At 66.4% G+C, this 22,646-nt stretch carries 14 protein-coding genes and 1 pseudogene; 4 read left to right on the forward strand and 11 right to left on the reverse strand.

Annotated elements, in window-relative coordinates:
• Positions 1-23 precede the first annotated feature (23 nt).
• Complete coding sequence (locus MNOD_RS14335; RefSeq protein WP_015929638.1) at positions 24-3,386, reverse strand: polysaccharide deacetylase family protein; 3,363 nt, start codon at positions 3,384-3,386, stop codon at positions 24-26.
• Between the two features lie 687 nt (positions 3,387-4,073).
• On the opposite strand from MNOD_RS14335, the pseudogene MNOD_RS14340 reads away from it, so the two are divergent.
• Both MNOD_RS14340 and MNOD_RS14345 read left to right on the forward strand, forming a co-directional pair.
• Positions 4,074-4,595: pseudogene (locus MNOD_RS14340) on the forward strand (phosphohexomutase domain-containing protein); the annotation flags it as partial.
• 624 nt (positions 4,596-5,219) lie between these two features.
• Positions 5,220-8,129, forward strand: a complete 2,910-nt coding sequence (locus MNOD_RS14345; protein ID WP_015929640.1) for an ATP-binding protein — start codon at positions 5,220-5,222, stop codon at positions 8,127-8,129.
• Between the two features lie 73 nt (positions 8,130-8,202).
• Here MNOD_RS14345 and MNOD_RS46545 read toward each other — a convergent pair whose 3' ends face one another.
• Positions 8,203-8,805, reverse strand: a complete 603-nt coding sequence (locus MNOD_RS46545) for a hypothetical protein (protein WP_157091467.1) — start codon at positions 8,803-8,805, stop codon at positions 8,203-8,205.
• 701 nt (positions 8,806-9,506) lie between these two features.
• Here MNOD_RS46545 and MNOD_RS14355 point away from each other — a divergent pair.
• The gene (locus MNOD_RS14355; RefSeq protein WP_244424734.1) at positions 9,507-11,624 is read left to right on the forward strand and encodes a hybrid sensor histidine kinase/response regulator; all 2,118 of its coding nucleotides are present in this window, start codon (positions 9,507-9,509) and stop codon (positions 11,622-11,624) included.
• 51 nt (positions 11,625-11,675) lie between these two features.
• Here the strand turns inward: MNOD_RS14355 and MNOD_RS14360 are convergent, their stop codons facing one another.
• The 4 genes from MNOD_RS14360 to MNOD_RS14375 all read right to left on the reverse strand — a co-directional run bounded on the left by MNOD_RS14360 (position 11,676) and on the right by MNOD_RS14375 (position 14,639).
• On the reverse strand, positions 11,676-12,512 hold the full coding sequence (locus tag MNOD_RS14360; protein ID WP_015929644.1) for a peptidoglycan-binding domain-containing protein: 837 nt from the start codon (positions 12,510-12,512) through the stop codon (positions 11,676-11,678).
• Positions 12,513-12,729: 217 nt separating this feature from the next.
• A complete protein-coding gene (locus MNOD_RS14365; RefSeq protein ID WP_015929645.1) occupies positions 12,730-13,212 on the reverse strand; it encodes an Hcp family type VI secretion system effector in 483 nt (160 codons plus the stop codon).
• A gap of 396 nt (positions 13,213-13,608) precedes the next feature.
• Complete coding sequence (locus tag MNOD_RS14370) at positions 13,609-13,812, reverse strand: M23 family metallopeptidase (protein WP_043748727.1); 204 nt, start codon at positions 13,810-13,812, stop codon at positions 13,609-13,611.
• Between the two features lie 140 nt (positions 13,813-13,952).
• On the reverse strand, positions 13,953-14,639 hold the full coding sequence (locus tag MNOD_RS14375) for a response regulator transcription factor (protein WP_244424735.1): 687 nt from the start codon (positions 14,637-14,639) through the stop codon (positions 13,953-13,955).
• A 110-nt stretch (positions 14,640-14,749) separates the two neighbouring features.
• Between MNOD_RS14375 and MNOD_RS14380 the strand changes: the two genes are divergently transcribed.
• Complete coding sequence (locus MNOD_RS14380; protein ID WP_015929647.1) at positions 14,750-15,466, forward strand: response regulator transcription factor; 717 nt, start codon at positions 14,750-14,752, stop codon at positions 15,464-15,466.
• 12 nt (positions 15,467-15,478) lie between these two features.
• Here the strand turns inward: MNOD_RS14380 and MNOD_RS14385 are convergent, their stop codons facing one another.
• The 5 genes from MNOD_RS14385 to tssE form a co-directional block, all read right to left on the reverse strand.
• Positions 15,479-16,153 carry a Crp/Fnr family transcriptional regulator gene (locus tag MNOD_RS14385; protein WP_015929648.1) on the reverse strand — a complete coding sequence of 225 codons (675 nt, stop codon included), beginning with the start codon at positions 16,151-16,153 and terminating at the stop codon, positions 15,479-15,481.
• Positions 16,154-16,286: 133 nt separating this feature from the next.
• The gene (tssH, locus tag MNOD_RS14390; RefSeq protein ID WP_015929649.1) at positions 16,287-18,998 is read right to left on the reverse strand and encodes a type VI secretion system ATPase TssH; all 2,712 of its coding nucleotides are present in this window, start codon (positions 18,996-18,998) and stop codon (positions 16,287-16,289) included.
• Positions 18,995-20,152, reverse strand: a complete 1,158-nt coding sequence (gene tssG, locus MNOD_RS14395; RefSeq protein ID WP_015929650.1) for a type VI secretion system baseplate subunit TssG — start codon at positions 20,150-20,152, stop codon at positions 18,995-18,997. Before tssG ends, tssH begins: the two co-directional genes overlap by 4 nt.
• Positions 20,149-22,092 (reverse strand): type VI secretion system baseplate subunit TssF, encoded by a 1,944-nt coding sequence (tssF, locus tag MNOD_RS14400; RefSeq protein WP_015929651.1) that lies wholly within the window; start codon positions 22,090-22,092, stop codon positions 20,149-20,151. The genes tssG and tssF overlap by 4 nt, the downstream gene beginning before the upstream one ends.
• Positions 22,089-22,640 carry a type VI secretion system baseplate subunit TssE gene (gene tssE / locus MNOD_RS14405; protein ID WP_015929652.1) on the reverse strand — a complete coding sequence of 184 codons (552 nt, stop codon included), beginning with the start codon at positions 22,638-22,640 and terminating at the stop codon, positions 22,089-22,091. The genes tssF and tssE overlap by 4 nt, the downstream gene beginning before the upstream one ends.
• Between the last annotated feature and the right edge of the window lie 6 nt (positions 22,641-22,646).

The raw sequence follows: 22,646 nt of genomic DNA on the forward strand, positions 1-22,646 counted from the left end.
CTTCTGCAGCGTTGTTACCAAGTTCAAGCCGACGCGACCGGTAGATCGACACTTCCGGTACGGACGAGTTTGCCCCAGCCCACGAAAGTTCCTCTGAGTGCGGTCAGCAATGTTCGAATGGCCGTGATGTAGAGCAGCTGGCGGTAGCAGAACCGCTGAAGAACAAGCAGCGGCAGCAGGCGCCACTCCGGCGACTTGCCATGCAGAAGCAACGCCGCACAGCCTGCGAGAAAATCGAAGACTTGGAAGACGAGCCAATAGGCCATCAGCAGTTCAAGCGTCCCGTAGCCCTCACTTCTCGAGCCGATGAGTGTAATATCGACAACGCTAGAGACGACCGAGAAGATAAGAATCAAATCCATCAGGGGCGCCAGCAACGTAAATAGGAACTGAAACAGCAGAACGTTAGGGATCAGGATTAGAGAAATACCCCGCGGTCTCCTTAAGCTCGCCGGGGCGTGCTTGTAAGCGACCTGCAGCGTGCCGAACATCCAGCGAAAGCGCTGCTTGAGGAAGGCGCGGAGGCGCTCGGGCGCCTCCGTGAGTGCGCGGGCGCGCGGCTCGCACACGACTTTCCAGCCCGCGAGTTCGAGCGAGATCGTCAAATCGGCATCTTCCGCAAGCGTGTCTGACGAGTAGCCTCCGACAGCCATCAGAGCCTCGCGCCGCCACGCGCCGATCGCGCCGGGAACGACGCCGATGGCGTTGATGAGCTGGAAGGCCCTGCGGTCCAGGTTCTGGCTCATCGTGTATTCGAGGGCCTGGAAACGGGCGATGAGCGTCTTCCGATTGCCGACAGAGACGGTTCCGGCGACGGCGCCGATTTTCGGATCAGCGAAATGGCGCGCCAGATGCTCAATTGCATCGGGCAGGAGCACTGTATCGCCGTCGATGGCGACGATAATCTCAGTCGATGTTTTCTGAAGACCGTAATTGAGAGCAGCAGCCTTGCCGCCATTCGCCTTCGTGTAGATCTGCACCGCAGCTGTATTCGGGAAAGCTGTTCGAACAACCGCAGCCGTGTTGTCCGTCGAACCATCGTCGATAACGATGATCTCGATCTGCTCTGCTATGGTCGACGCAAGCAGAGTCTGGATCGTCTTGAGGATCACAATCTCCTCGTTGTATGCCGGCACCAGGACAGCAATTCCCCGCGGTCGCCATCCCTCCGGTGGGTCTCGACGGCTGCCTCTCAGGCCATGCGCGGTCGCGCCGATGATGATCAGCGTCAGGCGAAAGATCGCGAGCACGGTGGTCGTGATGGCGACGGCCGGAATGGCATCGCAGAGCCAGGACACCGTCTGGGATCCGATGCGCCAGAATTCCGTGTTGAAGGCCTCGATGAGGCTCGGCGCCCGCGTCGGCGGCATGACCGCGTCGCGCGCCCTGCCGACGAGTTCGTGTGTCGTGACGAACTGAAAGCCCCTGGCCTGAAGCTGATCAATGATGTCCGGTAGGGCGTCGATGGTCAGTTGCCGGTTTCCACCAGCATCGTGCATCAGCACGATCTGACCCTGCCCGTTCGCAACCTTGCTCACAACCCGGTCGACGACGTTGGCCTTCTTGACGCCGAAGGCGGCTGCAGCCCAGTCGAAGGAATCCGTGTCGAGCGCTCCAATCTGGTACCCGAGCTCGGTGGCGACCTCGACAAGCTGCGGCGAGAAGTCGAGGAAGGAGAGGCTCCTGAAAGCTTCCGGTGGCCTAAACAGGGTGGTTCGGACCCCCGTTTGCGCCTCGATGATCCGCTGAGCCATGTTCAGCTCGACGGCGATCCGTTCCCGCCCGCTGCTCTCCATGAGGCGCGCGTGCGAGAAGGTGTGATTCCCGATGTCGTGCCCCTCATCGTAGATCCTCTTGAGCAGCCCGGGCGACTGCACGGCATTGCGGCCGATGATATAGAACGTCGCCTTCGCTCCCTTTTCGCGTAAGATATCCAAGATCTTCGCGGTGTAATTGGGATCCGGTCCATCGTCGAACGTCAGCGCGACAAGGTTTTTTGCAACCGGAAACCACGTGGTTGCTTGGGCCTGAACCGGTGCCACCGTGACGGACTGTCCGGTGATGAGGCCAAGCCTGTCATTGTAGGCGAGGATTCGCTTGCCCGGTCCTCCCGGGGTCGCCGAAACGAGTGCCGCCTTGAGGCTCGCGAAAAAGTCGCCCCCCGGCTGCAAGGTTGCGAGCGACTTCAGCGCGTGAGCGTCGGGAAGCTTGGTCGGCGCCCACATAGACCAGATGCCCGCATCCTCGTAGCCGAGGCCGAAGAGGGCTATTCCGGCCGGCTTGTAGGCCAAAACCGCTCGGAGCTGATTGAAGCAGGTGACGCCGTCGAGCAGCCAGACCTCGTGCGGCTGCCCATTTGCATCGCGATACCGCAACGTTGCGTTGAGCGAGCGTTGATCGAACTTGAGCGGCGTGCCAGCATTCTGCATAAGCGTCCAGGCCGCGGGTACGGAGATCTGCTTCATCCGACCAAATCGATCCCAATCGATTCCAAACGAACCGATACTGACGATGATCTTGCTTGCATCGGCCCGGGCGAAGAGAGCCGCTAGCTGCGACTCGATCCATGCTTGGGGGACGATCGGGGTTGGCCGACCGTACTGGGTATTGTCATGGGTCGTCACGAGGACATAGTCCGACGCTTTGCTGAGTTCACTGATGCGGGGGGCACCGTCGGTGAGGCTCGTCATCACGATCAGCTTGCGTTGCTGCTCGCCGAGCCTGCGCCTCAGCTCACGGACGAAATTGATGATGATTCGCTCGTTAGAGGGGGTGGCATTTGGGACCTGTAAGGTAATCCCGGGCAATTCGTTCCGCTCCAAATAAGAAATTATCTCAGCGATGCTCTTTTCTCTTGCAGAATTCATCGCAAATACAAGGTTCGTTTGATGAGTGGTCAGGCCACTGTTGATCAGAGGATAAATTTGCAGCCGAGGTGCGTTCGCTTTCAGCCACCGGGAAATGCCGACGCTGTTATCATCGACCTGGATGTGGATCCGTCCCTCCTGCTGCCTCAGCTCAAGCCAGTCCGGAATGATCCCGTCGAGCTCGGCGGCATGCTGTTTGAGGGAGGCGAGCGCATAGTCGTTGCTCGCGAGGTACGCGAAGCGCAAGGCTTGCGCCGCGGTAGGCGGAACCTGCCGGTTCGAGGTCGGATTGACAGGCTCTGTCGCCGTAACCCGGTCGGCTCGGATGCCGGTGTCTGAATTTATAGCCTTGGGCCTTGATTTCTCAGAAGCGGGCAGATTGGGAGCAACCAGCATTCCGTAGATCAGGCTGGCGAGTCCGAACACCGCGAGGAACGAGATAAGCAGCAGCGCCGCATTCGTGAAGCGAGCGCGTCGGCCGCTTGCACCGTAGAAGACTGGACGTGCGTTCGGCCTCATACACATTCTCGTTGTTTCATCAGTTCTGAACAATGTGCTCTGGTGTGCGTTCTTTCAGAACGACTATTAAGACGGGCCACACCAGAGACCAATCCGCAAGACATCTCAAGATCTCTCAAGACCTGACTGCCAGGGATTTTGGTGTATGGGATTGTGCAGAATTGCTATTTTGGGCTAGTGGTAGAGCGCCTGAAACCGGATTTTGGAAGCTTGTTGCCTGACAAACAAAAGCTGCTATCAGTCTGGCGAGGCCAGTAGTTTCACTCTTGAGGCAATTTCCGACGCAGCAACGACCGCCTGATCGGTTGCTGTCCGCGAGGGCCTCAGCCATCCGTATGCCCGTAGCTTTGTCTCGCAACGCTTCTGAGCCGACGACGAGACCGTCGTGCATGCCTGTTGCACGGCCTGGAATGCGCTCACGGCGGAGCCGGGGCGCATCCAGTCACTCTGCAACTACCCCTGGATCGCACCTGTCAGTGTCTAGGCGCGTCAGTATTATGCTCTAGGCGAGTTGGTATTATGCTCAAAATGTCTCGATCAAAATGTCTCTAATTTTGATGTTGACCGTGATTCGGCGTGCAGTTCAGGGTTTGGGATGCTTTCCTTGACTCTGCCGCAAATCCAGTGTCGGGAATTTGCTGGCAACGTCTTCTCGCCAAGTCCGTCACCGTGGAGTGAGGTATCAGCATGCGCAAGTACTTCGGAACCGACGGCATCCGGGGCCGGGCGAACGGCGTCATCACCCCGGAACTCGCCCTCAAGGTCGGACAGGCGGCCGGCCTGCTGTTCCAGCGCGGCGAGTACCGCCACCGGGTGGTGATCGGCAAGGACACCCGGCTGTCGGGCTACATGATCGAGACCGCCCTCGTCGCCGGCTTCACCTCGGTGGGCATGGACGTGCTGCTGCTCGGGCCGATGCCGACCCCCGCCGTCGCCATGCTCACGCGCTCCATGCGCGCCGATCTCGGCGTGATGATCTCCGCCTCCCACAACCCGTACGAGGATAACGGCATCAAGCTGTTCGGGCCGGACGGCTTCAAGCTCAGCGACGAGGTCGAGCACGAGATCGAGCGCCTGATCGATTCCGATCTCCAGAAGCGGCTGTCGGCATCCGCCGATCTCGGGCGCGCCAAGCGCATCGAGAGCGTGCATGCCCGCTACATCGAGTTCGCCAAGCGGACGCTGCACGCGGGACGAGATGGTGGACGCGACGCCCACGGGCGCCGTCCTCAACATCAACCTGGGCAAAGGTCCGTTGTCCATGCTCGCGCGCGAGCTGAAGCAGCGCGGCATCCCGTTCGTGTTCATCACGGGCTACGACGAGGTGGTGATCCCACCCGAGTTCGATGCGGTGGGTCGACTCCGGAAGCCGGTCGAGTTCAGGCAGATCGTGGGCTCGCTCGCTAAGACGCTCGGCGTCACGGCGTAGCCGGCAAGCGGACGCCCCGAAGGTCCGAGACGGGTCGACATCGGACTGCTCGACACGTTCCACCCAATAGAAAAGCCCGCCGCGACAGGACCAAGCGGACTGGAGGCTCGATCAGGCGTGATCAATCGAGCACAGCATAACTCTTCGAATCGATGTGCGCGTGTCAGTCCCTCCCAGGGCGCACGATTAGCATCGGCGATAATTGCGGCAAACTATCTCATGTAAATGAATGGTGCGTTCGGTCTTTCCGATCCTATGCAGCCGAGAGCGGCACACAGGACGGCGGCGCTAGCAGGGTGCTAAAGGTGAGTGGTACCGCATCCTATAGAATTAACGGTTTGGGAGAGCACGTTAACTACAATCGCGGCCGCGCATGGATCGTGTCGCGTCATTCGAGATAGCCAATGCTGTTCGTGCCCAACCGTCTTCGCTCCGGTTACCCCCTGCGCAATTCAGCCGGCGTGACGTTACTCGTCGCCTTGCTCCTGGTGCTCATCGGCGTCTGGCAGATTATGCGCTCGCGCGAGGCTGCCCTCGCGGATGCGCGCAAGGATGCGCGCAATCTCAGCCGGTCGCTTGCCCAGCACGCCGAGCGCACGATCGAGGCCGTCGACCTGATCCTCTCCGGCACGACCGAGTGGATCGAGCACAACCCCGATCGGACGACCGTGAAAGGCTTTCTCGTCCGCTGCACAGGGACCATCGCGCAGGTGAGCGTGATCGCCATCACTGATGCCAACGGCCTGTGGGTCGTCGACACGCTTGCGCCGCACCCGCCCATCAGCAGTGCCGACCGGCCCTACTTCGCCTGGCATCGGGACCATTCGGAAGACAGCGCCGTGGTCATCGGCGCACCAATGCGCAGCCATTACGAGCAAAGGTCAGTTCTCCCCCTTTCGCGCCGGCTGAACAATCCAGATGGGTCGTTCGCCGGTGTTGTCATGGCCGCGCTCGAACCGGACTACTTCGCGCAGTTCTACGCTACGCTCGGCCTGGGCGAGCGAGGTAGCATTGGGCTGTGGAGCACGGAGGGGCAGCTTCTCTCACGACAGCCGGCGGCGCCGATCGAGAGCCAAAGCAAGGACTACTCCGCCACGCCTCTCTTCCAAAACCTGCACCAAGCCTCGTCCGGCGTCTACGATGAGCCAGCGGCCGTGGATGGGGTCGAACGCATCGTCGCCTACGAGCGGCTGGTGAAGTACCCCGCGCTGACGGTCTCGGCTGCGATCGCAAGGGATGACGCACTCGCGCCCTGGCGCCGGGAGGCTGTGATCCAGGCCGGCGCGATCAGCACGGTGGCGCTCGCTCTCGTCGGGCTTGGCGTCGGTCTCGGGCGGCGGGACCGGCGCGTGCGGGCGGCCGAAGCCGAGGCGCGCGCGAGCGCGGATCTGCTCGCCGTGACGCTGGAGAACATGGATCAGGGCCTGATGATGGTTGATGCCGACGATCGGGTTCAGGTCTGCAATCGGCGCGCCTTGGAACTCCTGGACCTGCCTGCGGCGTTCATGGCGCAAAAACCTACCTTCACCGCGGTGCGCAATTACCAGCTTGCGCAGAACGAGTTCGTACGGTCCGACGATGCCTTCCGCGCCTGGGTGGCCAGGGCGGGTCTTGAGCCGAAGGAGCACACCTACGAGCGCGAGCGTCCGAACGGCACCGTTCTGGAGATCCGGACCGTGCCGCTTGCGGGAGGCGGTGCGGTGCGTACCTATACCGACATCACCGCCCGGCATGGCGCGGAGCAGGCCCGGCGCGAGAGCGAGGCGCGCTACAGGCTTCTCGCCGACAACGTCTCCGACCTTATCGTCCTTGGCCATGCCGACGGCCGTCGCTCCTACATCTCACCCGCGGTGCACGCCATGCTCGGCTACACGGTCGAGGAGGCGCACCGGATCGGTATGCGCGAGTGGCTGCACCCGGAGGACTTGGGCCGGGTGTTCGCCACAACGACGAGCCTCTCCCCGGAGAGGCCAACCGCCTCCGTCGTTTACCGCCTCAGGCACAAGGCGGGGCATTACGTCTGGGCTGAGGCCGTATTCCAACGGGTCGAGGACGCCGGCGAGGTCACCATCATCACCGCGATTCGCGACGTCACCGAGCGGGTCCGGCAGGAACGCCGCTTGGAGCAGGCCAAGGTGGCGGCAGAGGCCGGCGCTCGGGTCAAGGCCGAGTTCCTGGCCAACATGAGCCACGAACTCAGGACGCCGCTCACCGGCATGCTTGGCGTGCACGACCTCCTGGCCGGTGACACCTCGCTTTCGGCGGCCCAACGGCATCTGATCGGGTTGGCGCAGGAGGCCGGGCGTTCGCTGCTCGCCATCGTCAACGACATCCTGGATTTCTCCAAGATCGAAGCCGGGCAGATGGCCATCGAACGCGTGCCATTCTCCCTGCGCGCGCTCGTTGAGAGCTGCCGGGAGTTGGTCGCGGAGAGCGCCAAGGGCAAGCCGCTCCGGCTCGTCGCGGAGATCGAAGGCGACGTGCCTGATTGGTATGTCGGCGACCCGACACGTTTGCGCCAGATCCTCCTCAACCTCGCCAGCAACGCCGTGAAGTTCACTCCACAGGGTGAGATCGCCTTGCGCGTTCGCTCCGCGGCGGGCACAGGGCGTGTGCGGGTCGAGGTCACGGACACGGGCATCGGCATCCCCGCCGACAAGCTGCCCCTCCTGTTCGAGCGGTTCAGTCAAGCCGACACCTCGACCACGCGTCAGTACGGCGGCACGGGCTTGGGTCTCGTGATCTGCAAGCGCCTCGTAGAACTCATGGGGGGCGCGATCGGTGTCGAGAGCATACCTGGGCAGGGCTCGACCTTCTGGTTCGAGCTGCCGCTGGCTTCGGCAGGGGCTGATCGGCGGGGCGAGACCGCGTCGCAAGCCCTCACTGCTGGCCCTGTTGCCCAGGCATACCGCATCCTCGTCGCCGAGGACAACGAGATCAACCAGGAGATCATTCGCATCGTGCTGAGCCGCCGCGGGCACGACGTGGTGCTCGTCAGCGACGGGGCGCAGGCCATTGAAGCGGTCAAGGCAGGGCCGGCTTTCGACATCGTGCTCATGGACGTGCAGATGCCGGTGCTCGACGGGATCAGTGCGACTGCTGCGGTGCGGACGTGGGAGCGTGCGCAGGGCCGCCGTCCCACGCCGATCGTGGCGCTCACGGCGAATGCCATGGACGCGGATGTGGAGCGGTGCCGGGCAGGTGGCATGGACGCTCACGTCGGGAAACCGATCAACTGGACGGAATTGTTCGGAGTCGTCGAGCGGCTGTGTTCGGCTCTGGCCGGAAACGCTGAAGGGCGAGGCCGGAGGTGATTGCGGCAGCGCTCCGCATCTCGGTTTTCCGCCTGCAGAGCGAATATCGCAATGCTCTCGCGCACGGCCATGCTCAGCGACTTTGCGAGGTGGTCAGCTTGCTGTTCGCCAAAGCACGAGCGGGCAGCCTTCCGGCGATCCGGAAGGTTCTGCGGCCGACGGCCGCGACAATGGTGGCGACCGAGCCAGTGCGCCCACGGCGGCCCGGGAAGAAGGAAATCGCGTTAGAGGCAGCCAAGACAGCTGGCGAGGGGAGCGACCGGGGCCACGACCTCGACCCGACCGATGGGCGTCCGCACTGATGCGGATTCCAGCTGAATGTGCCGTCCGTCGCAATCTTGAACACCGTTTCGGCCGTCGAGGACAACAACGATCTTGCATAAATCAGACCAAAGATCACCAATGAGCAGAAGGAACACGGCATCGCTTCGATGGCGTGCCTGCAATGAGCAGCCGCGACGTTTGACCACACGGCGCCGTGAGACTGTGCCGCAATCCCCGTCGCGTCCACAACAATCAGCTTATAGCGCAGGCACCCTTTTATGATCGCCATCACAGAAGGTGGCGCGAAGAGCAGGCATCCTGGCCAGACCTCGCACATATAGGAGCAGGACATGATCAGAATGCTTCTTCGGACAGCTTCCGTCGCCGGTTTGGCAGCGGCCTTATTGGCCACCACTGCGGAAGCCCGGGGCTTCGGAGGCGGCTTCCACGGTAGTCACAGCGGTAGCTTTCATAGTGGTGGTATCCACGGCGGACACGGCGGCATCGCTGTCGGCGAGCCTCACCCAGGCACTCCATATGGCAGTCATCACAGTGGCTGGGGCCACGGCCATTACTGGAGCCATGGCTTCGGGTGGTATGGTGGGTGGAGCGCTGACCCCATCGAAAGCGTGTCTGACTATGGCGGATGCTATATGCGGCAGGGTCGCGATCGCTTCAGCGCCGTCCTAGAGAAGCGCGTCTGCGACTAAACAGCCCTAAGACGGTCAAGTCACGGTGGCGCATACCAAGTGGGCTTGGTATCAGCAGCAATGATTCCAGCATCAATTGTTATATCGCTACGCCTTGCCCATATTCAGGATGTGATGGATATACATCCTCCGACAGCAACTAGCTCTCGAATGCTTGCGATCTATAAAAGTTACACCAACGGGCATTTGAAATGACCGTTGGTTCCGCTCTCGAATTGCCGCCAAGATTTTGGCTTGGCATCGAAAATTTGAGATGGATCAAAAGTCCAATGCGGCAGCAGCTTGGGCCGTTGGTACCAGCCCTCGATTCCAATCTTCTCGCCTTCGACCCGCGGCGTGACGGTTCGTGCACTTGTAGCTGTCTACCCCCTTGCGGATACGCCTCACATGAGTCGAGCTAAGAGTGCAGCGGCTGGTCGCCGATGGTGACGACCCAACACCGTGTCTGCAGAGTACTCCGGTCCCGACGCGAACGGTGGGCCATGATAGCGGGGTGCCGTCCACCCCTCGCCGCGGGCCGGATCCGTGCAAGTCCGATGCCGGGCGAACCTGCGGGGCAGTCATGGACCAGGCCAAAGATTTGTTAGCAGCCGGCGGCTCCGGTTCCAGCGCATCGGAGACCGCGCTGTTCCGCACCATCATTGATCTAAGCCCGGCCCGGGTCGTCCTTGTCGACACGGACCATCGGTATCGCTACGTCAACAGGGCCTTCCTCGATTTCGTCGGGGCCCGCGAGGACGAGGTTTTGGGGCGGCGCGTCGCCGAGATTCTCGGCGACGTCGTCTACGAGTCCTATCAGCCGGTCCTCTCGCGGCTCGAAGCTGAAGGGCTTGTCTGGAATGAGGGATGGGTCACGTACCCGAGATTCGGACGGCGCTACATCCAGGAAGGCCTCGTCCTTTACACGTCCGGTGACGTCCAGGGGATTCTCGCCTTCACGCGGGATTTCACCGAGTTGAAGGAGCGCGAGGAGGAGCTGGCGAAGCAGATGGAGGCCCTGCGGGCGAGCCAGGCCCTGAATTCGGCCATCGTCACCTCCGCGCTCGACTGCGTGATCGTCATCGACGAGGAGGGCTGCGTTGTCGAGTTCAACCCGGCCGCCGAGGCAACCTTCGGTCTCGCGCGCGCCGCAGTGCTGGGGCAGCCGATCAGCGATCTCATTGTGCCGCCGTACCTGCGTCAGCGGCATGTGGAAGGGTTGAAGCGCTACCTCGTCACCGGGCGGGGCTCCGTCGTCGGCCGCCGCATCGAGATCGAGGGCATGCGATCCGATGGATCCATCTTCCCTGTGGAACTCGCCATCAAGGAGGTGCGACTGCCGGAGCGGCGGCTGTTTACCGCCTACCTGCGCGACCTCTCGGCTGCCAAGCAAGCGGCAGCCGAGATCGAGGCACAGCGCATGCGCATTCACCAGATGGAGAAGCTCTCCGCCATGGGCTCCCTCCTGGCGGGTGTTGCCCACGAGTTGAACAACCCCTTGGCAATCCTGATCGCCCAGGCGACGCTCCTACGCGACAAGGCGCCGACGTTGGATGTGCAGCGCCGTGCGGAGCGCATCCACGCCGCAGCCGAGCGCTCCGGCCGCATTGTCAAGAGCTTCGTGGCAATGGCTCGTCAGGAGCCGCCGCGACGCGAGCCGGTGGACCTAAACGATATCGTGCAGGTGGCGGTCGAGATGACGGCCTATGGCCGGCGCAGCGCCGGGGTCACGCTCGAGCTCGCCCTGGCGCCCATGCTGCCTCCGATCTCCGGAGACCGGGATCTCCTGGGCCAGGTAGTGGCCAACCTGCTGATCAACGCCGCGCAGGTCCTCTTTGACCACCGGGGCGACCGGTGCATCACCTTACGGACCTCCCTCGACGGCGAGGCGGTCGTGCTCGAGGTCGCGGATAGCGGCCCGGGCGTGCCGCCGGACATCCGTGAGCACATTTTCGATCCGTACTTCACCACGAAGCCGGTGGGAGCCGGAACTGGGATCGGGCTCTCGATTTCGCACCGCGTGATCGAGAGCCATGGTGGCCGGATCTCCGTCGAGGACCGTCCCGGCGGCGGGGCGTTGTTCCGGGTCGTCCTGCCAGTGCGCGATGCCGGGATGCTCCCGGCAGGCGCTGGAGAGAACGGCCGGGCGGGCGGCCTCTCGATCCTGGTGGTCGATGACGAGATCGACGTAGCCCGGTCCCTCGCCGAGATCCTCGACGATATGGGTCATCGGACTTGCGTGCGGGACAGCTCCGCCGCTGCCCTGGCCGACCTCGACAGAATTCGCTTCGACGCCGTCTTCGTGGACCTGCGGATGCCCGGCATCGATGGCGCCGAGCTGAGAGCCCGCATCGCCGCACGCGACCCCGCTCTCGCCGCACGCACAATCATCGTCACCGGCGACGTCGTAGCCGGACCGCGCGCGGCCATCCAAGGGTCGGAGGCAGCAATTCTGCTGGAGAAGCCCTTTACGGCGAAGGACGTCCAGGATGCCCTATGCCGCGCGCAGGAGGAACTGACGCCCCCAGCCGCGGAGCCGTGAATGCCCGCATGGCCGCCGCAACGGCGGCGCGCGGGTCTGCCTGCGCTGCGTTCAGGGCCGGCGGTCTGAGTAGAAGGCCGTGCTCACCCGGGCGGCATGCTCGGGCTTGAAGGTGAGGCCGCCCTCGCCCTGCGCGAACACACTCGCCGGATCGCTGTCATGCACCGACAGGCCCGTCGCGTGGATCATCTCGTGGAGCAGGGTATTGCCGCTCACCTTGACCTTCGCGGTGTTCAGCACGACGAAGTCGCGCACCGGCATCTGAGCGCGCGCGGCGCCTTCCGTGACGCCCCATTCGAGGCTGCCGGCGTCGAATGCCGCCATAATCACCCGCAGGACGCTGGACTGGCCGACCGTGTGCTTCTCCGACGCTTTTCGGATCCGGGAGACATCGAAAGCCGGGTCATAGGTGCCGGGGAAGTCGATCGGGGGATGCTGCCGGTCCTGGAACCGAACTTTCAGCCCATATTCATCGCAAAGTTCCATCGTCCGCTGGAGATAGTGTGTGAGTTTCACCGGAATCGCGCCTGGCGTGCGCTGGAGCATGAGGGTGAGGGTCGCCGAGACAACGGTGACGCCCTGCCGAAGCGCGCTGCCCGACCGGCCGCCGAGGATCTCGTCGAGCATGGCGATTACTGCGCGGCCGGCCACGCCGCTGACCGGGCCGAGCCGGTACTTGGCTTCGAACGCCCGGATAGCCTCGGCGGTGAGACGCCCGAAATTGCCGTCCGCCCCCTTCTCGATCGGGAACCCGGCGGCGATGATGGCCTGCTGCAGGATCTTGACGGCGGCGTGGTCCGGCTCGCCCCATTGCAGGGGCGGACCGCCCGCAGCGACCGAGAGGATGCGGGCATTGCTGGCGAATGGGAGATAGGTCAGCTCGGCCATGACGGCCTCCTTGCTTGCGGTGCGCAGGATGACCAGACGCCACTGGGTCCGGTGAGATCGATCGAGCTTGCGCGGCCGACTCGCCCGGGATCGTCTGCGGTCCGAGCGTCGCCGAGGGCTTGGGGGGTCCTTTCGCGCGAGGTCCTGCCACCCACGGCGAGCAGCAGGACCTCCGCGTCGCGGCTAGACGGCCCGCCGAGGCGCTAGCCGCCGCGACTCACGCCGCGACGTTCTTCGCGATGTCCCATTTGACCTCGGTCTGAGGACCGGCGGAGCCGTTCGCTGCCTGGGTCGTGTACTTGTAGTCGAATTCACGGAAGTTGAGCGTGATGCTCTCGTGCAGGCGATCGTCGTGCGAGGTGCCGCCCAAAGAGACATGCGAGACGATAATGTCCTTGAGTTCAATGACGATGTATTCGAGCGGCTTGTCGCCCGCCTTGCGTACGATGAGCGTGCCCTTGGTGATGTGCTTGCCGTTGGCGCAGTGCTGGGCGAGCGTTGGCGAGGCCTTGTCGATGTACTTGGTCAGGCTGATGTCCTGCACCGACACTTTACCGGAGCCGGACCCCGAACCCATATGCGTTGTCCCCGACTGGGACATGCCCCAGGACCACGACAGAATGTCGATCTCGTCCTTGTGCTTGGCGTCCTGCGCTTCGCCCTTGATCCCTTCGAGCTTCAGAAAGATATCGACAGCCATGGTGTTCTCCTAACATTTTCATGAGGGTTGCCGTCGGGCGCTGGCGAGACCATCCATATCTCGTCGTCGCGCATGAACGACCTCAAGCGTCGCTCGATCTTACGTATTGCATCGACCATCTGCTTTGGACGACTTGAGTGTGAGAACCTTAGGCCAAGACGCCTTCGTCGTCCGTGATTGATATCACTGAGGTTCAGGGCAGCTCGGACTGTCAGGATGCCGACCTGACGGCCTTGATCTGGCAGCCACCACAAGCCTCATGCTGAGGGGCCAGCGTCACTGGGCCGCGCAGCCACCCACAGGCGGCCATCCGAAGTTCTCTCAACGAGTGGATCAGCAGCCTCGGGTGATTCGAGGCCAACTAAAAAATGTCACCAGATCGCTGGCCTGCCCGGGTCAACCGTCCTGCGTGTCGTGGACCGTGTTGCTCGGCTGCGGGATGGGCGTGCCGGCGGACAGGCCGTACAGGTCGGCTCCGATCTGCAGGAGCCGGACGGGGTCAATTGGGGGTCCGGCGACGCGGGTCTCGTAGTGGAGATGCGGCCCGGTCGGCCGGCCGGTAGAGCCGACCGCACCCACGGGTGCGCCCGCGGCGAGCATCCGCCTTGGGGGGCGGCACGTGCTGGTGGTTTCGTCACGGCACGTCGGCCCCGATCGCGGCTCGCGCCGCTACCTCTGCCACGACAGAGAGAGGAGAACCGTGACGGCGGTCACGCGACCGTGAACGGCATTGGGCGGCTTCAGGCCTCCTCGGGTGCGTCGATGTCGCCGGTTGCGCCTGCGGGCAGGTCGGGCACCGGCGGGACGAACATGTATCCATGGCCTCGGACAGTGACGATCGCGTCGGTGTCGAGCTTTCGCCGCAGCCGTGTGATGCGGGTGTCGATCGAGCGGTCGTTCGCATCCAGGCTGTTGGCCGGCGCGGCTTCGAGAAGGTCCTCGCGGGCCATGACGCGGTTGGGGTTGCGTGCAAAGATCCGGATCAGCACGACCTCCCCGGGCCCGAGCCGCTCGGGCGGCGCGCCGTGGCGGAGCAGCCGGGAGGTCGTGAGGTCCACGGTCGCCCGCTCGAACGGCACCGTCTCCCGTGTCTCCATGCCGAGGCGGCACAAGATGCCCGAGATGCGGGCGGCGAGTTCGCGCGGCTCGACAGGCTTCACCAGAAAATCGTCGGCTCCGAGTTCGAGCCCCACGACCCGTTCGATCGGCTCGGCCAACGCGGTCAGGATCAGCACCGGAACACTCTTCGCCGCGCCGGTCCGCAGGGTCCGGAGGAGGTCGAGCCCTCCCCCGCCCGGCATGCTGAGATCGAGCACCACGAGGTCCACAGCCGCCTCGGCCAGCACTGCCCCGCCCGTCGCGACCGACGTGGCCGTGACCACGTCGTAGCCAGCGTCGCCGAGATACTCAGCGAGGGCTGCGGTCAAATCGACCTCGTCGTCGATCAATGCTATCCTGGGTCGCCGCGTCATGCGAAACCCAATGAAGCCGGCTGTTCACGCCCGACACGGACGCGGATCATCCCGCGAGGGCAGTCATGCCGTCAACCATAATCGTCGTCGAGGACGAGGCCGATCTACGCCAAGCTGTCGAGGAATACCTGACCGAGGCGGGATTTCGGGTCATCGGCGCGGCAGACGGACGCGAGTTGCGGGCGGCGGTGGATCAGGCTGAGCCCGACGTCGTGATCCTCGACATAGCCCTGCCGGCGGAGAACGGGCTGTCGCTCGCGCGCTGGCTGCGCAGCCGGGGCTCGAAGGCGGGCCTGATCTTCGCGACCGCGGCGCAGAACGCCACGCATCGGATCGCCGGCCTCGAACTCGGAGCCGACGATTATGTCGTCAAGCCCTATGACCTGCGCGAGCTGCTCGGGCGCGTGCGCAGCGTCCTGCGGCGCGTGATACGCTCGACTGTTGCTTCTCCTGCCGCGCCGGCCCCCGCGCGCACCGTGGCAGTCGGCCTCTTTACCCTCGACCTCGATCGACGCACCCTGTTCGATACGAGCGGGACTCCGGTCCCGCTCACCGCGATGGAGGTCGATCTCCTGATCGCCTTCGCCACCCGCCCGAACCGGGTCCTCAGCCGGCAGCAGTTGCGGACCATGGCCCAGGGATACCGCGAGAGCGACCATTCCGACCGCAGCATCGACATCCGCATCACGCGGCTGCGGCGCAAGATCGAGACCGGAACCAAGCCCGCGCTGATTCAGACGGTGCGCGGCGAGGGCTACGTGTTCGTCCCGCAATGCGCCTGACGGACGGGCCAATCAGGCTGGTTCGTGCGCGCAGGACAGGCGGTCGCGGTCGAGCACGAGGATGCGGCTGCGGCCGAGACGGACGAGCCCGGCGGCCTGCCATTGGCGCAGCTGGCGGTTCACGCTCTCCCGGGTGCTCCCGACGAAGGCGGCGAGGACCTCCTGCGAGACGTTCAGCTCGGCCCCAAAATCGTCCGTGAGCGCGAGGAGACGGCGCGCCAGCCGGACCCCGATCGGCAGCAGCACGACCTCCTCCATTTGCTCGATGATGTACCTGAGGCGGCTGCAGAGCTGGGCGATAATCTGTCCGCTGGCATCCGGCCGGCGGGCCAACAGGTCGAGGAAGTCGCGCCGCCGCACCATGAAGAGCTCGGCAGCTTCCGCGGCCGTGGCATCGGCCGTGCGCGGCTGGCCGTCCAGCAGGGCGATCTCGCCGAAGACGTCGCCCGCACCAAGGAGGTTGAGCGTGTAGTGCCGCCCTTCCTCGCTGCTCGTCGAGATGCGGATCTGGCCCTTCAGTACGGCGTAGAGCGCATCGCCGGGGTCGCCCTTCATGAACAGGGTCTCTCCCTCGTCCAGCCGGCACAGAACGCCGAGTTCGGCAATGGTTGCGATCATCTCGGCCGGCAAGCTGGCGAAGAAGCCGTTCACTCGCAGCATGCGGGCCAGGGCGGACACGTCCGGCATAGGGGGACCTCGGCAATGGAACGGCACGGCGATCACGTGCTGTGCCTCTCCTCACCTGCCTATGCCGCCCGTATTTCCGCGCGGTGTCACTCCGACAGTCACGCACAATGCTGCCGCGAAACAGACCGCACGGTCAGGCGGCCTCGTGCACGCGGGCCGTCGGCTCCGCCGGGCCTGCGTCGGGCGCCGCGTTGTCCCATGCGTAGACGAAGGCGCCGTCCGCGACCGTGACCCGCACGGCCCGCGCGCTCGTCCGGGCGAGCGCCCGGTTCAGGAGTGCGCGCGAGAGGTCGGGGAGCAGAGTGTTCGTGACGATGTTGTCGATCATCCGGCCGCCAGAATCCGGGTCGTCGCAGCGCGCCAGGATGTCGGTAACGACGGTGGCGTCGTAGGAGAAGGCGACGCCATGTGCCGCGCGGACCCGCGCTCCGATCCGATCAAGCTGGAGGCGGATAATGGCCTCGAGCATCGCGGGCGAGAGGGGCAGGTAGGGAATGGTTACGATCCGGCCGAGGAGGGCGGCGGGGAAGACGCGCAGCAGCTCTGGCCGCAGCGCCTCCGCAATCGCCTCGGCGAAGCTCTCCCCATGAGGTGCGCAGTCCGCACGCGGCGCGGCGCGCATGATCAGGTCGGTGCCGACGTTCGAGGTCATGAGGATGAGCGTGTTGCGGAAGTCGATCCGCCGCCCCGTGCCGTCCTCCATGACACCCTTATCGAAGACTTGGAAGAACAGCTCGTGGACATCCGGATGGGCCTTCTCGATCTCGTCGAGCAGAACTACGCTGTAGGGCCGGCGCCGCACGGCTTCGGTGAGCCGCCCGCCCTCGCCGTGCCCGACATAGCCAGGCGGCGCACCCTTCAGGGTCGACACTGTGTGCGCCTCCTGGAACTCGCTCATGTTGATCGTGATCAGGTTCTGCTCGCCGCCGTACAGGGCTTCGGCGAGCGCGAGGGCCGTCTCAGTCTTGCCGACGCCCGACGGACCGCAGAGCAGGAAGACCCCGACAGGCTTATTCGGATTCTCCAGGCCCGCACGGTTCGTCTCGACACGGCGGGCGATCATCGCCAGGCCGTGCGACTGGCCCACCACGCGGGCCCCGATGATTTCCGGCAGGCGCAGCACCGTCTCGATCTCGTCGCGCACCATCCGCCCGACCGGAATTCCGGTCCAATCGGACACGATCGCGGCGACTGTCCCCTCATCCACGTGGGCGTGCACCATCCGGCGCTCCGGCGGAATCGCGTCGAGGCGCTCGGTGAGGGACTGCAAGGCGGCGCAGATCTCACCGGCCGGAGTGATTCCATCAGGTGGGGCGGCGGGCGCCTCCCGCCGCCGGCGCAGCGTCCCGATCTCCTCCACGAGGGCGACCTGCTCGGCCCAGGCGGCCTCCAGGTCGGCGAGGCCCTCCTGCGCGGTCGCGAGTTCGGTCGCAATAGCATTCAGGCGTTGGCTGCTGTCGCGGCCGAGGTCGCGGTCGGCTGACAGCGCCGCGCGCTCGTCCTCGAGAGCCCGGATCGCGGCGCGCGCATCCTCGACCGCTGCGGGAACTGCGTTCTGACTCACGGCGACGCGCGCGCAGGCCGTGTCGAGCAGGCTGACCGCCTTGTCAGGAAGCTGCCGAGACGGGATGTAGCGGTGAGAGAGCCGGACGGCCGCCGCGATGGCAGCCTCGGCGATGCGCACGCCATGATGCGTTTCCATTACCCCGATAAGCCCGCGCACCATGTCACGGCATTGGTCGATCCCGGGCTCGCCGATGTGGATCGGCTGGAAGCGGCGGGTGAGCGCGGGATCCTTCTCGATGTGCTGACGGTACTCCGCCCAGGTGGTCGCCGCGATCGTGCGCAGGCCGCCGCGTGCGAGCGCCGGCTTGAGCAGATTTGCCGCGTCCCCGGTTCCGGCTTGGCCTCCCGCGCCGATGAGGGTGTGCGCCTCATCGATGAACAGGATGATGGGCTTGGGCGAGGATTGCACCTCGTCGATCACGGCGCGCAGCCGCTGTTCGAACTCGCCCTTCATCGACGCGCCGGCCTGCATGAGGCCGATATCGAGGGCACAGACGCGCACCTCCCGGAGCGTGGGTGGCACGCGGCCGGCCACGACGGCCTGCGCGAAGCCTTCGACCACGGCGGTCTTGCCGACTCCCGCCTCGCCAGTGAGGATCGGGTTGTTCTGCCGCCGCCGCATGAGCACGTCCGTAACCTGCCGAATCTCCTCGTCGCGACCGCGCACGGGATCCATGTCGCCGCGGGCCGCCCGAGCCGTGAGGTCCTGCGAGAAGCGATCGAGCGCCGTGCGGCCCGCCGGCCCCGCCGCGTCAGAAGAGCCGGCGACGAGGCCAGCTCCGTCCATCGGCTGCAGGTTCTCCTCCTCTGAGCAGGCCCAGATGGCGCGATGATTTGCGACGAGCGCGTCGACCGGGAGGCGGCCGAACTCGGGCGAGAGGGCGAGGAGGGCGCGGCGCAGTTCGCCCGAGCGCAGGGCGCCGACGAGGAGGTGGCCGGAGCGGATCTGCGTCTCGCCGAACAAGAGCGTCGCCTGGTGCCAGCCGCGGTCGAGGGCATCAATGATCGAGGGCGCCACGCCCGGCAGCTCGGTCCCACCCCGCCGCAAGCTCTCCAGCGCGCGGGCGAGGTCGGCCGAGAGGCGCCCGCGGTCGAGGCCGTAATGGTCGACCGTCAGGGACAGGTCGCTGTCGCGCGCGTCGAGGAGCCGCGCGAGCCAGTGCGCGAGTTCGACGTTGCGGTGGCCTGCCGCCCGGGCGGCGCGCAGGGCCTGGATGAAGGCGTCGTAACCGACGCGGTTGAGCTTGCCGGTGACGGTCTCGATGCTGATCTCGGTCATGACGGCCTCCTGTCGGTGCGGTGGGGGTTGGGGTGGGCCTCAAGGACCCGGATGCGTTCGGCGGGATTGAGCCGGGCGTCCCGGCGCAGGCCGGGGGCGTCGGGATCCGGCGGGCGGGTGATCCAGGCGGTGTAGCCGAGCCGCCCCCCGCGCCCGAGGCGGGCGGGCCGCACCGCGTGCGCCGGCAGCGCGAGTTCGAGCTCCCAGTCGAGTTCCTCGCCGAGGTGGAAGAAGACGAGGTCGGCGAGCAGCGCGCAGGATTCGCCCGTCGGCAGGAAGCGCTCGTACTGGGCGAGATCCGCCGCGATGATCCGGATGCGGAACCTGTCCTCGACGCTGAACACGCGGCTCCCGAGGAGGAGGTCCGCGCCGAGCCGCGCATGGGCGCGCCCGAGGCGGGAGCGGTCGCCGGGCTCGAAGGCGAGCTGCGTGCCGACGAAGGAGTCGATCTCGACCGCGACCCCGAACAGCCCGGCCACCGCCGCGCGCAGCCGCGCCGGCGACTTCGCCTTCGGGGCGAGCAGGCCCGCGAAGGCGAGCTTGGCCGAATCCGGCACTGCGCCCCGGTTGCGGTAGGGCGCCGAACCCAGCCCGATCGCGGAGCCCACATAGGCGACGAAGCGGTCCTGGTCCGGCCGGTCGGCCTGAGCGGCGGGCCGCGCATCCGCCCAGGCGCGAAAGAAGAGCTGCAGGAAGCGGTTGTTGAGGATGTCGAGGAAGCGCGGGAAGGCGTCGTCATGCGCAAGATGCCAGCCATGCGCCTCGTCCGTCACGGCGAGCGGCAGTGCTCCCTGTGGGCCGAGGAGCCCGAGGAACCGCACGAAGAGCCGCAGGCGCCCGTCCGCGTCGCGGTCGACGCGCGAGAGCGTGGAGGCGGGGAAGTCGAGAAAAGGATCCTCCCCGAGCGCGACGTATTCCTCGCGCCGCGCTGCACTGTCGCCGATCCGCGGCCGGTCGGGATGCTCGCGCTCCAGACGCCGCAGCAGCGCGAAGAGGTCGTGCGCGCCGGGCCGCGCCGCGAGCGCGGGCGACACGGGGGCCGTGTGCGGCGCGGAGGCCGGAGGCGGGGCGGGGCGGGCCGCCCGGGGCGGAGCCTCGGTCGCCGCGGCTTCGGCGGGCGCGGTGCCGGCCGCGAGGAGAGCGGCGGCGCTCACAGCGGCGCCCTCGCGCCGGCCCGGGGCGGCCAGCGCATGATCTCGCCGCGGTCCGTCGTGCGGATCACGGTCTGGGTGAAGTGGTTGATCCCGGCATATTCGGCGTAGAAGCGGTCGAGCACGGCGCCGAGCAGGAAGGCGCCGGTGCCCTCGAAGGCGCGCTCGTCGAGAGTGACGGTCACTTCGGTGCCGCGCGCCGTGCCGGTGCCGAGGCGCTGGCGCAGCCGCCGCACCACCGGGCGGCTGTCGACGCTGCGCACGCCGCGGATGCGGCGCTCCACCGCCGCGTCGGAGAGGTCGGCGAAGAGCGACAGCATCTCCCGCAGCGCCTCGGCGCTCGCCCCCGCCCCGCGGCGCACCAGCCCGAGGTGGTTGAGGCTCAGCATGTTCACGAGGCGCCACGCCACCTCGCCGGTCCAGGCGGTCCCGGCCCGGCCGCGCATCTGCGCCACCACGGGCTCGCGCGGGCGCGTCGGGCCGGCGACGCACAGCACCTCCAGGTCGGCGTCGTCCGCGAGGCGGAAGTCGGTGCCGCCCGCCCCGACCGGCAGGTGCTCGGGCAGGTGCCGGTTCGAGCAGAGCGCCCGCACGCTGAGTTCGGCGATGCGCTCCTCGTCCTCGCGCGCCGAGTCGACGAGGGTGAGGAAGATCTCGGTCCCGCAGTAATCCGAGGTCTGCGCCGCCTGCCGCTCTGCCGACGAGCGGCGGCGCGGCAGGCGGCGTAGAGTATAGGATGGGCCCGTCGCCCGCGCGGCGCCCTGCGCCGCGTGCAGCGGCTCGACCCGGCGCTTCTCGGACCGGCCCGCGACGTGGGCGTAGACGTCGAGCACGCGGTGCGGCTCGAAGTCGAGCATGCGGCTGCGGTCGGGCACGAGGTGGTGCTCGTGCTCGCCGGCCCGCACCGGCACGCGGTCCGTCGTCATCTCGAACAGGTTGACGGCCGGCGCCGCATAGAGCGCGAAGGCCTCCGGCCGCACGGCCGCGGCGAGGCGGGCATTGCACTCCCGGAAGGTCACGATCACGTCGACGCTGCGCGCCGTGAGCCGCGGCAGCACCTCGCGCAGGCCGGTGAGGCGGAAGCCCAGGAACTTGCGCGGGAACATGAAGTACTCGCGCAGGAGATCAAAGCCCTCGAAGACCCGCAGGTCGTTCGGCAGCAGCGCCTCCTCGCGCTCGAAGCCGACTGGCGCGAGGCAGCCGGGCGGCGCCGGCACCACGACCGGGTCCCCGAAGGCGTCGAGCACCCGGAAGGCGACGCGCGCGGAGGCCGAGAACAGCGCCTCGTAGATCGCGACCGCGTCCGCCTCCGGGCCGACGAGGTGGACCGGCAGGTCGTCGACGGCGCACCCCGCGATCGAGGCGGCCTCCGGGTCCGCGCCCTCCTCCTGCGCCGGATCGGCGGCGGTGCGGTGCGTCAGCGTCAGGCGCAGGCCCGCCGCGACGTCCGCCTCGACCGGGAGGCCGAGCGCGCTCAAGCCCGCCGGGGTCGCGCAGTACTCCGCGGCGGTGATCGCGAAGGGCCACAGCACCACGTCGCGCGTCAGGCGGTAGCGGCAGGCGACCCGGCGCTCGCGCTCGCTGTAGGCGGCATCCAGGATCGCCCCGCGGGCGATCCGGCGCCCGGCGCGCAGGGCCGGGTCGCCGTAGGGCGCCCCGATTCGGGCGAGCAGCACCGAGGGCGTCGGCGCGAGGTAGTGCGGCACGAGCTGTTCGAGCAGGCTCGCGGTGAATTCGGGGAATTCGTGCTTGAGCTTGAGCTGCACGCGCGCGGCCAGGAACGCCGCGCCTTCGAGGAGGCCGGCGATCATCGGGTCGGCGCGGTCCTCGACGAGGCCGCCGAGGCGTTCCGCGATGCCCGGATATTCCTGCGCGAAGGCACGCGCGTCCTCGTTCAGGACGCCGAGTTCGCGGTTGTAGAGGTCGAGGAATTCCCGGTTCATGACCGCCGCCCGAGCACGATCTTGCCGGTGTCGCGTTCGAGGTCGGCTACGAACTCGACCGGCAGGTTGAGGGGTTCGGCGTCGAGCGCCGCGGTGATGAGGAAGCGCAGCTTGAGCGCGGCGGCGCTCGCCGCGGGGTCGCGCGCCACCCGGATCGAGCCCGGGACGAGGCGCGGCTCGTGGGCTTCCAGCGTCGCGCGGATCTCCTCGGCGAGGCCGCGCACCGCCCCCTCGTCGATGGAGCGGTGGACGAGGTCGGGCAGGCCGTAATTGAGGACCGAGCGGGCGACGTGCGGATGCGCCGCGAGGTCGAGGCTCGCCCCGAGGCGGATCGTGTTCATCAGGGTCTCGACGTCGCCCGCGACCGCCCGGCGCAGCTCGGCTTCGGGAATCGCCGCGCGGGCCGCGCTCCGGCGCCCGGCCACCACGCGCTCGCCGCCGGCCTCGCGCGCGGGCGCGGGTTTGCGCGCGTCGTGCGCAGCATGGGCCGTCCGGAAGGCCGATATCAGGGAGGCGCGCACGCGCCGTTCGCGCAGCAGGGACGACATGGCTTG

This window comes from Methylobacterium nodulans ORS 2060 (genome assembly GCF_000022085.1).
Taxonomy (GTDB): domain Bacteria; phylum Pseudomonadota; class Alphaproteobacteria; order Rhizobiales; family Beijerinckiaceae; genus Methylobacterium; species Methylobacterium nodulans.